The sequence below is a fragment of the Streptomyces sp. NPDC023838 genome, assembly GCF_040639555.1.
Classification (GTDB): Bacteria; Actinomycetota; Actinomycetes; order Streptomycetales; family Streptomycetaceae; genus Streptomyces.
On the sequence record NZ_JBFAAD010000033.1, the window covers coordinates 1 to 13,536 of the forward strand.

A 13,536-nucleotide genomic window follows, 5' to 3' on the forward strand; every position below is an offset into this window, starting at 1 on the left:
GCCCCCACCGGCCCGCAGACGAATCTCGGGGGGTGGGGGCTGGTCGCGCAGTTCCCCGCGCCCCTTAAATGCCGCTGCGCGACCGGCCCCCACCGGCCCGCAGACAAGGCCTACGCCGTAGGCGACACGCTGCTGCTCGGGGTCGTGCCTCCGGACGCGGTCGTCGCACCCGAGGTCGTCGTCCCCGTCGTACCGCCGGACGTACCCCCCGTAGACGTCCCACCCGAACCCGGCCCACCGGTGGTCGACCCACCCGTCGTGGACGACCCACCGGTCGGATCGCCCGTGCTCGACCCACCGGTGGTGGTCTCGCCCGTCGTCCCACCCGTGGGCGTACCACCCGTCGTGGTGCTGCCCCCACCGGTCGACCCGGTCGTGGACCCACCCGTCGAAGTCGTACCGCCCGACGTGGACGACCCACCCCCCGAACCCCCCGTGGACGCCGTCGGCTTCCCGCTCGGCTTCGACGGTGACGGCTTCCCCGACGGCGTCGACGGCCTGCCCGACGGAGTCGAGGGCGAAGGCACCGACGGGTCGGACGGGGACGACGAGTTTGACCAGGTCGGGGTCCCGGGCGTGCCCGGGTTCGACGGCGTCGGGGTCCCGGCACTCCCGGACCGGTGCGTCGCCTCCGGCGAAGGCGTGTCCGCCGGGAGCCCCTCCTCCCCGCCCCCCTCGTGCGCCGACTGCCGCTGCTCGACCTTGTCGCCCGGCGCGTTGGACCCGGACGTCGCGCCCAGCGTCACCACCGTGCCCAGGACCGCCGCGAGCACCGCCCCCGCACCCGCCGCCACCAGGTTGCGACGCGTGCCCGTGAAGAGCGCCCGCTTCGCGGGGGGCAGCGTGCTGGGGATCAGTACGGTGGGGGTGGCCTCCGGGGCGGCGGCAGGGAAGCCCGCCGGGGGCGACTGGGACTCCTCGTAGCGGGCCGCCGGGACCTCGTCGCCGGACGGGGTGCGGCCGCCGGAGACCACCGGGCCGCCCGAGCGGTCCTCGACCAGGGCCAGCGCCCGGCGCCCCGCGACCGTGCCCCGCTTGTCGGAGAGCGCGCCCTTGAGCCCGATGGACGCCTCCAGTTCGGCTCGGGCGCGGTCGACGTTGCCCGCGCACAGCGCCAGGACGCCCAGTTCGTGGTGGAAGTAGGCCTCCTCCGCCACCTCGCCGGTGAGCCGGGCCGCCGCCGAGCCGATCCGCAGGGACCGTTCCCAGGCTCCCCAGTGCAGCCCCGCAGCGAACGCGGGCGCCGCGCTGCGGGCGAGCTTGACGGCTGTGGCGGGGTGGCCGGCGTCGCCGCCGGGCACCAGCGCGCCCAGGGCCGCAAGGACCGCGTCCCCCTCCGCCGCCGCCCGCTCGGGCGTGACCGAGGGGTGCCCGGTCCACCAGGCGTAGTGCTGGGCGGCGGTGTGCGCCCGCTCCGCCGCATCGTCCCCGTACCCGGCCGCCTCCAGCTGGGTGAGCACGCCCGCCGCGAGCCGGTAGCGCGTACCGGCCGGGGAGAGCAGTCCGCAGCCGAGCAGTTCGCCGAGCGCGGCGTCCGCGTGGGTGTCCCCGACGAGCGCGGGCAGATGCGCCTGGTGCGGCACCTCGCCGCCGAGCGCGACGGCGAACCGCAGGGTGTCCCGGGCGGCCTGCCCGAGCCGGGCCGCGAGCGGCGCGGCGGCCGCGGCGCCCTCGCCCAGCGACGGCAGCGGCACCTCGCGGCCCTCGGCGGAGAAGACGGAGACGTCGGCGGGCTCGTCCACCGGCAGCCCGAACTCGTCGAGCGGGGCGCCCTCGCCGCGCAGCCCGTCGCGCTGCCGCAGCAGCGAGCCCGCCTGCACGAAGCGCAGCGGCAGGCCCTCGGACTCGAACCAGAGGTCGCCGGCCCAGTTGGCCTCCTCGTCGCTGAGCGGCCGGCCCACGGCCTGCTCCAGGAGTTCCAGGGAGGCGCCGCGCCCGAGCCCGGTCAGGAAGACCTCTTCGAGGTGCGACTCGGCCGGCGGCGCCGCCACCTCGGGCGTCGCGGCGAGCAGGAAGGCGCACTCGGGGGCCGCGGCGAGCAGCTCTTCGAGGGCGGCACCGCCGAAGTCCAGGTCGTCGACGACGACGACCGCCCCGATCTCGCGCACCTGGTCGTGCAGCCCGGCCCGGTCGGGCCGGTGCAATGGGGCGCGGTACACCGTGGCGTACAGCTCGTGCAGCAGTTCCTGGGGGGTGCGGCGGTGGCCGTTGAGGCGGACGACGCCGTCGGGCGCGAGCCGGGCGCAGTCGGCGGCCACCGCGTCGAGCAGGACCGTGCGCCCGGATCCGGCGGGGCCGGTGAGCCGGACCGAACGGCCCCGGCCGAGCAGGCGCACCAGGCGCTCGCGCTCCTCGCCGCGCTCCAGCAGGACCGGCGCGGGCGCCGCGGGCCCGGCAGGCACCGGCGGCCTGAGCGCCCGTTCCCGCTCGGTGCGTTCGGCGGCGGACTGGCGTTCGGGGCGGCCGGGTATCTCGCCGGGTGGGCAGGGCTCTATCTCGCTGCCGTCGACGGGGTTGACGGTGAGCAGGAAGTCGCCCGAGACGAGCTGGACGGTGCGCGCGAGTCCGGCGGCGCGCGCCCCGAGCTCGGGGGTGACGGCGTCGCGGTCGCGCTCCTTGCGCTGTACGGCGGCGCCCGTGCCGGTGCCCGGTCCGTTCTGCTCGTCGTCGAAGTCGTCCGGTCCCCGGGTGTCCATCGGGTTCATGGTGAAAGCCCCCCAGATGCGCCTGCGTAACCTTGCCCCTCCCGGCCGCTACGCACTGCGCTGTCGCTCTGGTCCGGTACCCGCCGCAGGGATGTCGACCGGCGGGAGACCGCACCCTAAACCTTCGCCCAGTATCTCCGAACGGGCGGGGTGCCACCCCGCCCAGAGCGTCACAGTCCGGTGAGGATTGCGTGCGGAGGACCGGCTTCCACATCATCCGCACACTTGCCGCACAAATCGCCCTCAAGAGGGCCGTACGACTCTCGTACGGCGGCGGCGCCGCGCGGGCTCACACGCGCGGCAGCGCCTCCGCGGCGATGCCGCCCTCGATGGCGAGGATGCGGTGCAGCCGGGTCGCCACCAGCAGGCGCTGCATCTGGGGCGGCACGCCCCGCAGCACCAGCCGCCGGCCGCAGCGGCCGGCCCGCCGGTGGGCGCCCATGATCACGCCGAGGCCCGTGGCGTCCCAGGAGTCCAGCTCGGTCAGGTCGAGCACCAGGTCGCCGGCTCCGTCGTCGACGGCCGAGTGCAGGACCGTACGGGCGTCCGCCGCGCTGCGGACGTCGAGGCGGCCCCCGACGACCAGCTCGACGTGGTCGCCCCTGATGTGCATATGTACTCCCCGGAGTGCTCCGTATGCCTGTCTGCCTGTCGTCTCTTACTGCACCAACTGACTGCACAGACCGCAGGGAAGTTGCCGTCTGTAAGCGAACCGATACCTAATTCACCCCATGGAGTGATTCCGGGGCGAGGGGAGGTGAGGGTGTGTCAATCAGTGCTTGTAGAAGCCCTGCCCGCTCTTGCGACCGATGTCACCCGCGTCAACCATCCGGCGCATCAGCTCCGGCGGGGCGAACTTCTCGTCCTGGGACTCGGTGTAGATGTTGCTGGTGGCGTGGAGCAGGATGTCCACGCCGGTGAGGTCGGCGGTGGCCAGCGGGCCCATCGCGTGGCCGAAGCCCAGCTTGCAGGCGAGGTCGATGTCCTCGGCGGTGGCCACGCCCGACTCGTACAGCTTCGCCGCCTCGACGACGAGCGCCGAGATGAGGCGGGTGGTGACGAAACCGGCGACGTCGCGGTTGACGACGATGCAGGTCTTGCCGACGGACTCGGCGAACTCCCGGGCGGTGGCCAGGGTTTCGTCGCTCGTCTTGTAGCCGCGCACCAGCTCGCAGAGCTGCATCATCGGGACCGGCGAGAAGAAGTGGACGCCGACGACCCGCTCGGGGTTCTCGGTGGCCGCCGCGATCTTGGTGATCGGGATGGCGGAGGTGTTGGAGGCGAGCACGGTGTCCGGACGCGCGATCTTGTCGAGCGTACGGAAGATGTCGTGCTTGACCTCCAGCTTCTCGAAGACGGCCTCGACGACGATGTCCACGTCGGCGCAGGCGTCCAGGTCGGTCGTGGTGGTGATGCGGGCGAGCGCGGCCTCCGCGTCCTCGGCGGCCAGCTTGCCCTTGCTCACGAACTTGTCGTACGAGGCCTTGATGCCGTCGGTGCCACGGGTGAGCGCCTCATCGGTGACGTCGCGCAGCACGACGTCCCAGCCCGCCTGGGCCGAGACCTGCGCGATACCCGAACCCATGAGTCCGGCCCCGATGACGGCGAGCTTCCTGGCCACTTCACACCCCTTTGACGGCTACTGATACGGCTCTCCGGCGGAGGCTATCGGCCGTGAGGCGTCTTGGGAGCCGTTAGAGATGCGCGTCACGTCTCAGATGACGGACATCACACCAAGACGGGTGAGCGGCGTCTCACCGAGGGCCCCGGCGGGCCCCACCGGTCGTCCCGTAGCGCGTACTTGGGCGGGGAATGTCCGTGCTGTCGGGCGGCCGTGACGGTCGGCACACCAGCGCGGCGCAGGGCCCGCGCGTAACTAGGCTGACCCCATGGTCAATCTGACGCGCATCTACACCCGCACCGGCGACAAGGGCACCACGGCTCTGGGCGACATGAGCCGTACCGCCAAGACGGATCTGCGGATCTCGGCGTACGCGGACGCCAACGAGGCGAACGCGGTGATCGGTACGGCGCTGGCGCTCGGGCGGCTGCCCGAGGAGGTCGCGACCGTCCTCGGCCGGGTCCAGAACGACCTGTTCGACGTGGGCGCGGACCTGTCCACGCCGGTGGTCGAGGACCCGAAGTACCCGCCGCTGCGGGTCGAGCAGTTCTACATCGACCGGCTTGAGGCGGACTGCGACCGCTTCAACGAGCGGCTGGAGAAGCTGCGCAGCTTCATCCTGCCGGGCGGCACGCCGGGCGCGGCGCTGCTGCACCAGGCGTGCACGGTGGTGCGCCGCGCCGAGCGCTCGACCTGGGCGGCCCTGGAGGTGCACGGCGAGACGATGAACCCGCTGACGGCGACGTATCTGAACCGCCTCTCCGACCTGCTGTTCATCCTCGCGAGGACGGCGAACGTGGAGACGGGGGATGTGCTGTGGGTGCCGGGCGGTGAGCGCTAGTACGCCCAACGACGGTCCCGCCCCGCGTCAGCGGCGGGACCGCGCCGCTTCCACCCGCTTCGGGAACAGCGTGTAGCTCAGCGCGATGAGCAGGTTGATGCCGATCAGCCACAGCATCCGCTGCTGCCACATCCGCAGGGAGCCGACGTCCCCGTCGCCGCCCACGTACCAGACGCCGGCCTGGAGCAGTCCGATCGCGATCGCCGCGGCGAGCACCCAGCGCCCCGCGGCCTTCCACTCGTGGACCGCGCGGGCCGTGCCTCCCGCCGGGGCTTTGGCGGGGCGCGGGCCACCCGCGAAGCGGTGGGCGAACCAGGCGTCGGCCCGCTTCACCATGTGGTGGCCCATCGCCGCCGAGAAGCCGAGGTACACGGCGGCGAGGCCGTGCTTCCAGTCCGGCTCGGCGCCGTTCTTGAGGTCGATCACGGTGACGACGAGGAGCAGGGCCTCCAGCAGTGGCTCGCAGAGCAGCACCGCCACCGACGCCCTGGGCATCTTCGCGAAGTAGCGCAGCGCCAGGCCCCCGGCGAGCAGCACCCAGAAGCCGACTTCGCAGATGACGATCAGTGTGACGATCACGGCGTTCCCCGTTCCCCGTTCCTCATTCCCCGGTCCCTTCGTTCGGGCTCCCTTCCAGCGTCGGCCCGCGCTCGGGCCCGCTCGTCGTCGGCAGTGAGGAAACGGCACTGCATCCTTCGGCGTATTCGATGGAGCGCGGGATCGCCCCGCACGTGGAGGCCCGGGCCACCGGCCCCATGTTTCATGGGAACGTGAACCTCTTCCGCCACCGCCCGCACCGCCATGACGTGATCATCGCCGTCGTCGGCCTGCTGACCGGCGTGGCGGGCTGGGCGCTCGGGCTGCACACCCAGGGCGGGCATCCGTTCGGCGGCGCCGTGGTCCTGGTACCGCTGTCGGTGATGGCGGCCCTCGAACTCGTACGCCGCACCGCCCCGCAGTTCGCCCTGGTCACCGGCACCTTCGCGATCGTCGCGGACCAGTTCACGCTCGGCAGCGTGGTGACCGTCCTGATGTTCACGGATCTCGTCTACGCGGCCGTCCTGTACGGCACCCCGGCCGCCGCCCGCCGCATCCCCGTCACCACCGGACTCATCTCGGTCGGCGTGGCCATCGGCTTCGTGGCCTGGCTGCACAAGCCCGAGGCCCTGCTGATCGGCCTGATCACCGGCCTCGTCTCGTTCGCGCCCGCCACCACCGGCGCCCTGGTGCGCAACCACCGCGACGCGGCCGAGGCGGCCACCCTGCGCGCCGAGCAGACCGCGCTGCTCGCCGAGGTCGACCGCACCCAGGCGGTGGTGGCCGAGCGCGCCCGGATGGCCCGCGAGCTGCACGACATGGTCGCCAACCACCTCTCGGCGATCGCCATCCACTCCACGGCCGCGCTCTCCCTCGACGACCCGGCCACCACCCGCCGGGCGCTCACCGTGATCCGCGAGAACAGCGTGGACGGGCTCGCCGAGATGCGCCGCCTCATCGGCCTGCTGCGCGACAGCGGCGCCGCCACCGGACCGGCCGCCGCGCCGACGCTGGCCGGGCTGGACGCGCTGATCGCCCAGGCCCGTACGAACGGGGCCTCCAGCGGACTCGCCTTCGACCTCGACGACGCCCGCCCGGAGGGGGCCGCGCTGCCCGCCCCGGTGGAGCTGGCCGCGTACCGGATCGTCCAGGAGTCGCTGACCAACGCCCTCAAGCACGCCTCGCCCGGCACGGTCGCCGTCTCGCTCGTCCACACCGGGCACGCGCTCACCGTCGAGGTGAGCAGCCCGTACGGTGACGGTGAGCGCCCGGGGCCGCGCGCGCCCGGCTCGGGGGCGGGGCTGGTGGGCATGCGGGAGCGGGTCGTACTGCTCGGCGGGACCTTCGAGTCGGGGCCCGAGCCGTCGGCGGACGGCCGCAAGATCTGGCGGGTACGGGCCGAACTGCCCATTCGGGAAAGCGAGTCGCAGGGATGACGATCCGGGTACTGGTCGCTGAGGACCAGTCGTCGGTACGGGCCGGACTGGTCCTGATCCTGGGCAGCGCCCAGGACATCGAGGTGGCCGGGGAGGCCGCCGACGGCGAGGAGGCGGTCCGCCTTGCGCGCGAACTGCGCCCGGACCTGGTGCTGATGGATGTGCAGATGCCCCGGCTCGACGGCGTTTCGGCGACCCGTCAGGTGGTGGCGGAGGGGCTGGCCGATGTGCTGGTCCTGACGACGTTCGACCTCGACGAGTACGTGTTCGGGGCGCTGCGGGCGGGCGCGGCGGGGTTCCTGCTGAAGAACGCGGAGGCGCGGGACCTGATCGAGGCGGTACGGACGGTGGCGCGTGGCGAGGGGCTGATCGCCCCGGCCGTCACCCGCCGGCTGATCGCGGAGTTCGCGGCGCCGGCGTCCAGGGCGCCGGCCGTGGAGCCGGCGGCGCTGGAATCGCTCACGCGCCGCGAGCGGGAGGTTCTCTCCTGTCTGGGCGAGGGGCTGTCGAACGCCGAGATCGCGGGGCGGCTGGTGATGGCCGAGGCCACGGTGAAGACGCATGTCAGCAGGCTGCTGGGGAAGCTGGAGCTGCGCAGCCGGGTCCAAGCGGCGGTGCTGGCGCAGGAGTTGGGCGTCTGAGGGCGTGTGAGCGCGCGTAACCGGCCGTTGGTCTGGACCTCTTGACGGCTGGTCCAGACCTTTCTACGCTCACCGCACTGCTGTGTGAGCGTGCCACCGTGTGCTCCACGACACCGTGTGCTCACCGGGCGGAGCAGGGTCCCACCCCCACACCCGTCGGACCTCACTCGAGGAGCTTCCTTGAGCACTGCAACGCGCATTCGCACCCGCACCCGCCTCAGAACCAGGGCCGCCGCAACACTCGTCGCGCTGGCACTTCCCCTGGCCGCACTCGTCGGCCTGGCCGGCGCCTCCCCCGCCGCGGCCGCCGCCTCGGCGACCGCCACCTACGCCAAGACCCAGGACTGGGGCTCCGGCTTCGGCGCCCAGTGGACCGTCAAGAACACCGGCACCACGACGCTCACCTCCTGGACCGTGGAGTGGGACTACCCCTCCGGTACGTCCGTGACCTCGTTCTGGGACGCGGACGTCACCCATGACGCCAACCACTGGACCGCCAGGAACAAGTCGTACAACGGCACACTCGCGCCCGGCGCCGCCGTCACCTTCGGCTTCAACGGCGCGGGCGCCGGAGCCCCGTCCGGCTGCAAGCTCAACGGGGGCTCTTGCGACGGGAGTTCGACCCCGCCCGGCGACAGCCCGCCGTCCGCGCCCGGCACCCCGACGGCGAGCGGCGTCACCAACACCTCGGTGAGCCTGTCGTGGAGCGCCGCCACCGACGACAAGGGCGTCAAGAACTACGACGTCTACCGGGGCTCGGCGAAGATCGCGACGGTGACCGGCACGACGTACACGGACTCGGGCCTCACGGCCGGGACGACGTACACGTACAGCGTGACCGCGCGCGACACCGCCGACCAGACGGGCCCGTCCTCCGGCTCGGCCACCGTCACCACCACGGGCGGCGGCGGCAACCCGAACCCGGGCTCCACGGTCAAGCTCGGCTACTTCACCGACTGGGGCATCTACCAGCGCAACTACCAGGTGAAGAACATCGTCACCTCGGGTTCGGCGGCCAAGCTGACGCACATCAACTACGCGTTCGGCAACGTCACGAACGGCCAGTGCGCCATCGGTGACGCGTACGCCGACTACCAGAAGACGTACGACGCCTCCTCCAGCGTCGACGGCACCGCCGACACCTGGGACCAGCCGGTCGCGGGCAACATCAACCAGTTGCGCGAGCTGAAGAAGAAGTACCCGGGCATCAAGGTGCTGTGGTCATTCGGCGGCTGGACCTGGTCCGGCGGCTTCGGCGCGGCGGCGGCCAACCCGACGGCGTTCGCCAACTCCTGCTACGGCCTGGTCGAGGACCCGCGCTGGGCCGATGTCTTCGACGGCATCGACATCGACTGGGAGTACCCCAACGCCTGCGGCCTCTCCTGCGACACCAGCGGGCAGGCCGCGCTGAAGAACCTGCTCGCCGCGCTGCGGGCCAAGTTCGGCTCCTCGGCGCTGGTGACGGCGGCGGTCACGGCCGACGGCTCGGCCAACGGCAAGATGGACCAGGCCGACTACGCCGGGGCTGCGCAGTACGTCGACTGGTACAACGTGATGACGTACGACTTCTTCGGCGCGTGGGACGCGAAGGGCCCGACGGCCCCGCACTCCCCGCTCACCTCGTACAACGGGATCCCGATCGCGGGCTTCAACACGGACGCGGCGATCCAGAAGTACAAGGTCAAGGGGATCCCCGCGAGCAAGCTCAACCTGGGGATCGGGTTCTACGGCCGCGGCTGGACCGGCGTCACCCAGGACGCCCCGGGCGGCACGGCGACGGGCCCGGCCCCCGGGACGTACGAGCAGGGCATCGAGGACTACAAGGTCCTCAAGAGCGCGTGCCCCGTGACGGGGACGGTGGCGGGCACGGCCTACGCCCACTGCGGCTCCAACTGGTGGAGCTACGACACGCCGTCGACGATCGCGGGCAAGATGGGCTACGTGAAGAGCCAGGGGCTCCGGGGGGCGTTCTTCTGGGAGTTCAGCGGCGACACTCCTGGCGGCGAGCTGATGTCGGCGATCGATTCCGGGTTGCGGTAACGCGCCCGGACGCCGGACCGACACCGGGGCGAGGGCCCGTCCCCCTCCCCCGGTGTCACCGCTTCGTCTGCGGCCCGGTGGAGGCTGGTCGCTCCCCCAAGTTCTCGGCTTCGCTCGAACAGGGAGGACCCCCATCGCGGCGGAGCCGCACATGTCACAGCCCCGCGCCCCTAACTGCCTAGGGGCGCGGGGACTGCGCGACCAGCCACAGGCTGCCCGCGGACGAAAAGGGGGTCGGGGCGGAGCCCCGGGAAAATCAGGCCACGTTCACCCGTTGCCCCGGCGGCGCCGCCTCCAGCCACGCCAGGAATCCCGTCAGCGCGTCCTCGCTCATCGCGAGTTCGAGCCGCACGCCTCGGTGCGTACAGCCGAGAACGATCGCATCGGACAGGAGAGCGAGCTCCTCCTCCCCCGCCGGCTTACGACGCGCCACGACCTCGATCGCGGAGCGCTCGAGCAGCCGCCGCGGCCGAGGCGCGTACGAGAAGACACGGAACCACTCGATCCGGTCACCGCTGTACCGCGCGACTCCGTACACCCAGCCCTTGCCGCTGGGATCGCCGCCCTCCGGCACGTCCCAGCGCAGACTGCAGTCGAAGGTCCCGCCGGAACGCTGGATCAGCCGCCGGCGCAGACCGAAGACGAAGAGTCCCACCAGTACCAGCGCGACGACCAGGCCGCCCACAAGCAGAACGAGGGTCATCTACACCGACCTCCTCGCTCCATTCGGGGCCGGGGGATCACCCCGGTCACTTGTGCCTGCATCGACCTCAGCCGCGGCCGGGTCCGGAAGATTCCAGACCCGTGACCGCGGCTGAGGGCAAAACTCTTCGGCGGGGTGCTAGCGCACCGACACCGTACGCAGCCGGACCTCGGCGCGACGCTCGGCGGCGCCGTCCTCGGCCGACTTGGCGCTCTCCAGCGCCCGCTCGGCACGCTGGACGTCGATCTCGTCCGCGAGCTCCGCGATCTCCGCGAGCATGGAGAGCTTGTTGTCCGCGAACGAGATGAACCCGCCGTGCACAGCGGCGACGACGGTGCTGCCCTCGCTCGTACGGATGGTCACCGGGCCGGACTCCAGCACTCCGAGGAGCGGCTGGTGACCGGGCATGACGCCGATGTCGCCGGACGTGGTGCGCGCGACGACCAGGGTGGCCTCGCCGGACCAAACACTGCGGTCCGCGGCGACGAGCTCGACGTGCAGCTCAGCAGCCAAGGTGGGCTCCTCGGGTCACCACCCGGCGGTTGCTGCCGGGTGTTGGGTCAAAGTCTAGTGGGCGTGAGCGAGGGGGCGGGACGCACCCGCCCCCTCGTCGTCACGGAAACCGGCTCGGGTCAGGAGACGCCGAGCTCCTTGGCGTTGGCCTTCAGGTCCTCGATGCCACCGCACATGAAGAACGCCTGCTCGGGGAAGTGGTCGTACTCACCGTCGCAGATCGCGTTGAACGCGGTGATCGACTCCTCGAGCGGAACGTCCGAACCGTCCACGCCGGTGAACTGCTTGGCGACGTGGGTGTTCTGCGACAGGAAGCGCTCGACGCGACGGGCACGGTGGACAACGAGCTTGTCCTCCTCGCCCAGCTCGTCGATACCGAGGATCGCGATGATGTCCTGGAGGTCCTTGTACTTCTGCAGGATCCCCTTGACACGCATGGCGGCCGAGTAGTGGTCCGCCGCGATGTACCGCGGGTCGAGGATGCGGGACGTCGAGTCCAGCGGGTCCACGGCCGGGTAGATGCCCTTCTCGGAGATCGGACGGGAGAGAACCGTCGTCGCGTCGAGGTGGGCGAAGGTGGTGGCCGGGGCCGGGTCGGTCAGGTCGTCCGCGGGGACGTAGATCGCCTGCATCGAGGTGATCGAGTGACCACGGGTCGAGGTGATGCGCTCCTGGAGGAGACCCATCTCGTCGGCCAGGTTCGGCTGGTAACCCACCGCGGAGGGCATACGGCCGAGCAGGGTCGACACCTCGGAACCCGCCTGGGTGTACCGGAAGATGTTGTCGATGAAGAAGAGGACGTCCTGCTTCTGGACGTCACGGAAGTACTCCGCCATCGTCAGACCGGCCAGCGCGACCCGCAGACGGGTGCCCGGGGGCTCGTCCATCTGGCCGAAGACCAGGGCGGTCTTGTCGATGACGCCGGAGTCGCCCATCTCCTCGATGAGGTCGTTGCCCTCACGGGTACGCTCACCGACGCCCGCGAACACCGACACACCGTCGTGGTTGTTGGCGACGCGGTAGATCATTTCCTGGATCAGAACGGTCTTGCCGACACCGGCACCACCGAACAGACCGATCTTGCCGCCCTTGACGTACGGGGTCAGCAGGTCGATGACCTTGACGCCGGTCTCGAACATCTCGGTCTTCGACTCGAGCTCGTCGAAGTTCGGCGCCTTGCGGTGGATCGGCCAGCGCTCGGTGACCTCGGCGTTGGCCTCCGGGTAGTTCAGCACCTCGCCCAGGGTGTTGAACACCTTGCCCTTGGTGAAGTCACCGACGGGGACGGTGATGCCCTCGCCCGTGTCGGTCACCGGGGCCTGGCGGACCAGACCGTCGGTCGGCTGCATCGAGATGGTACGGACGAGGCCGTCACCCAGGTGCTGCGCGACCTCGAGGGTCAGCGTCTTGAGCTTGCCGTCCTCGGCCGGGTCGGCGACCTGGACCTTGAGGGCGTTGTAGATCTCGGGCATGGCGTCGACGGGGAACTCCACGTCGACGACCGGGCCGATGACCCGGGCGACGCGGCCCGTGGCGGCGGCCGTCTCAACAGTGGTCGTCATTACTTGTCACTCCCCGCGGTCGCGTCAGCCATGGCGCTCGCGCCACCGACGATCTCGCTGATTTCCTGGGTGATTTCGGCCTGGCGGGCCGCGTTGGCAAGCCGGGAGAGGCTCTTGATGAGGTCCCCGGCGTTGTCGGTCGCCGACTTCATCGCGCGGCGGCGGGCGGCGTGCTCGGAAGCGGCCGACTGCAGCAGTGCGTTGTAGATACGGCTCTCGACGTAGCGCGGCAGCAGGGCGTCGAGGACGTCCTCCGCCGACGGCTCGAAGTCGAACAGCGGAAGGATCTCGCCCTTCGCGCCGCTCTCCTCCTCGGCCTGGTCCAGCGACAGCGGCAGCATCCGGTTGTCCACCGGGTTCTGCGTCATCATCGACACGAACTCCGTGTAGACGATGTGCAGCTCGTCGACGCCGCCCTCGGCCGTCTCCGTCTGGATGGCCTCGATCAGCGGCCCCGCGACACGCTTGGCGTCCGCGTAGGCAGGGCTGTCGGTGAAGCCGGTCCACGACTCCGTGATCTTGCGCTCACGGAAGCCGTAGTAGGCGACACCCTTGCGGCCGACGATGTAGGCGTCGACCTCCTTGCCCTCGCCGCGCAGCCGCTCGGTGAGCCGCTCCGCCTGCTTGATGGCGTTCGAGGAGTAGCCGCCGGCCAGACCGCGGTCGCTCGTGATGAGCAGGATCGCGGCACGGGTCGGCGCCTCGGCCTCGGTGGTCAGGGCGTGCTTGGTGTTCGAGCCGGTCGCCACCGCCGTCACCGCGCGGGTGAGCTCGGTCGCGTACGGCATCGATGCCGCCACCTTGCGCTGCGCCTTGACGATGCGCGAGGCGGCGATCATCTCCATCGCCTTGGTGATCTTCTTGGTCGCCGTGACGGCACGGATGCGACGCTTGTAGACCCGGAGCTGCGCTCCCATGAGTCAGGTCCCTTCCGTCG

At 71.3% G+C, this 13,536-nt stretch carries 12 protein-coding genes; 4 read left to right on the forward strand and 8 right to left on the reverse strand.

What is annotated here, in order from left to right; all coding sequences use genetic code 11:
- Window positions 1-110: 110 nt before the first annotated feature.
- From AB0G17_RS29950 to AB0G17_RS29960, 3 genes are all read right to left on the reverse strand, one after another.
- Window positions 111-2,705: an ATP-binding protein gene (locus tag AB0G17_RS29950; protein ID WP_361389545.1), complete on the reverse strand. Its 2,595-nt coding sequence runs from the start codon at window positions 2,703-2,705 to the stop codon at window positions 111-113.
- 289 nt (window positions 2,706-2,994) lie between these two features.
- The gene (locus AB0G17_RS29955) at window positions 2,995-3,318 is read right to left on the reverse strand and encodes an STAS domain-containing protein (protein ID WP_067163978.1); all 324 of its coding nucleotides are present in this window, start codon (window positions 3,316-3,318) and stop codon (window positions 2,995-2,997) included.
- 159 nt (window positions 3,319-3,477) lie between these two features.
- Window positions 3,478-4,326, reverse strand: a complete 849-nt coding sequence (locus tag AB0G17_RS29960) for a 3-hydroxyacyl-CoA dehydrogenase family protein (protein ID WP_361389547.1) — start codon at window positions 4,324-4,326, stop codon at window positions 3,478-3,480.
- 268 nt (window positions 4,327-4,594) lie between these two features.
- Between AB0G17_RS29960 and AB0G17_RS29965 the strand changes: the two genes are divergently transcribed.
- The gene (locus AB0G17_RS29965) at window positions 4,595-5,167 is read left to right on the forward strand and encodes a cob(I)yrinic acid a,c-diamide adenosyltransferase (RefSeq protein ID WP_361389549.1); all 573 of its coding nucleotides are present in this window, start codon (window positions 4,595-4,597) and stop codon (window positions 5,165-5,167) included.
- Between the two features lie 27 nt (window positions 5,168-5,194).
- Here the strand turns inward: AB0G17_RS29965 and AB0G17_RS29970 are convergent, their stop codons facing one another.
- On the reverse strand, window positions 5,195-5,746 hold the full coding sequence (locus AB0G17_RS29970; protein WP_361389551.1) for a hypothetical protein: 552 nt from the start codon (window positions 5,744-5,746) through the stop codon (window positions 5,195-5,197).
- A 176-nt stretch (window positions 5,747-5,922) separates the two neighbouring features.
- Between AB0G17_RS29970 and AB0G17_RS29975 the strand changes: the two genes are divergently transcribed.
- From AB0G17_RS29975 to AB0G17_RS29985, 3 genes are all read left to right on the forward strand, one after another.
- Window positions 5,923-7,140 carry a histidine kinase gene (locus AB0G17_RS29975; RefSeq protein ID WP_361389675.1) on the forward strand — a complete coding sequence of 406 codons (1,218 nt, stop codon included), beginning with the start codon at window positions 5,923-5,925 and terminating at the stop codon, window positions 7,138-7,140.
- Window positions 7,137-7,781: a response regulator transcription factor gene (locus AB0G17_RS29980; RefSeq protein ID WP_361389553.1), complete on the forward strand. Its 645-nt coding sequence runs from the start codon at window positions 7,137-7,139 to the stop codon at window positions 7,779-7,781. The genes AB0G17_RS29975 and AB0G17_RS29980 overlap by 4 nt, the downstream gene beginning before the upstream one ends.
- A 180-nt stretch (window positions 7,782-7,961) precedes the next feature.
- The gene (locus tag AB0G17_RS29985) at window positions 7,962-9,821 is read left to right on the forward strand and encodes a glycosyl hydrolase family 18 protein (RefSeq protein ID WP_361389555.1); all 1,860 of its coding nucleotides are present in this window, start codon (window positions 7,962-7,964) and stop codon (window positions 9,819-9,821) included.
- 256 nt (window positions 9,822-10,077) lie between these two features.
- On the opposite strand, the gene AB0G17_RS29990 is transcribed toward AB0G17_RS29985, so the two are convergent.
- From AB0G17_RS29990 to AB0G17_RS30005, 4 genes are all read right to left on the reverse strand, one after another.
- On the reverse strand, window positions 10,078-10,524 hold the full coding sequence (locus AB0G17_RS29990) for a DUF2550 domain-containing protein (RefSeq protein WP_067163959.1): 447 nt from the start codon (window positions 10,522-10,524) through the stop codon (window positions 10,078-10,080).
- Between the two features lie 138 nt (window positions 10,525-10,662).
- Window positions 10,663-11,037 carry a F0F1 ATP synthase subunit epsilon gene (locus AB0G17_RS29995; protein ID WP_101390157.1) on the reverse strand — a complete coding sequence of 125 codons (375 nt, stop codon included), beginning with the start codon at window positions 11,035-11,037 and terminating at the stop codon, window positions 10,663-10,665.
- 119 nt (window positions 11,038-11,156) lie between these two features.
- The gene (gene atpD, locus AB0G17_RS30000; protein WP_361389558.1) at window positions 11,157-12,599 is read right to left on the reverse strand and encodes a F0F1 ATP synthase subunit beta; all 1,443 of its coding nucleotides are present in this window, start codon (window positions 12,597-12,599) and stop codon (window positions 11,157-11,159) included.
- Window positions 12,599-13,516: a F0F1 ATP synthase subunit gamma gene (locus tag AB0G17_RS30005; RefSeq protein WP_361389560.1), complete on the reverse strand. Its 918-nt coding sequence runs from the start codon at window positions 13,514-13,516 to the stop codon at window positions 12,599-12,601. The genes atpD and AB0G17_RS30005 overlap by 1 nt, the downstream gene beginning before the upstream one ends.
- Between the last annotated feature and the right edge of the window lie 20 nt (window positions 13,517-13,536).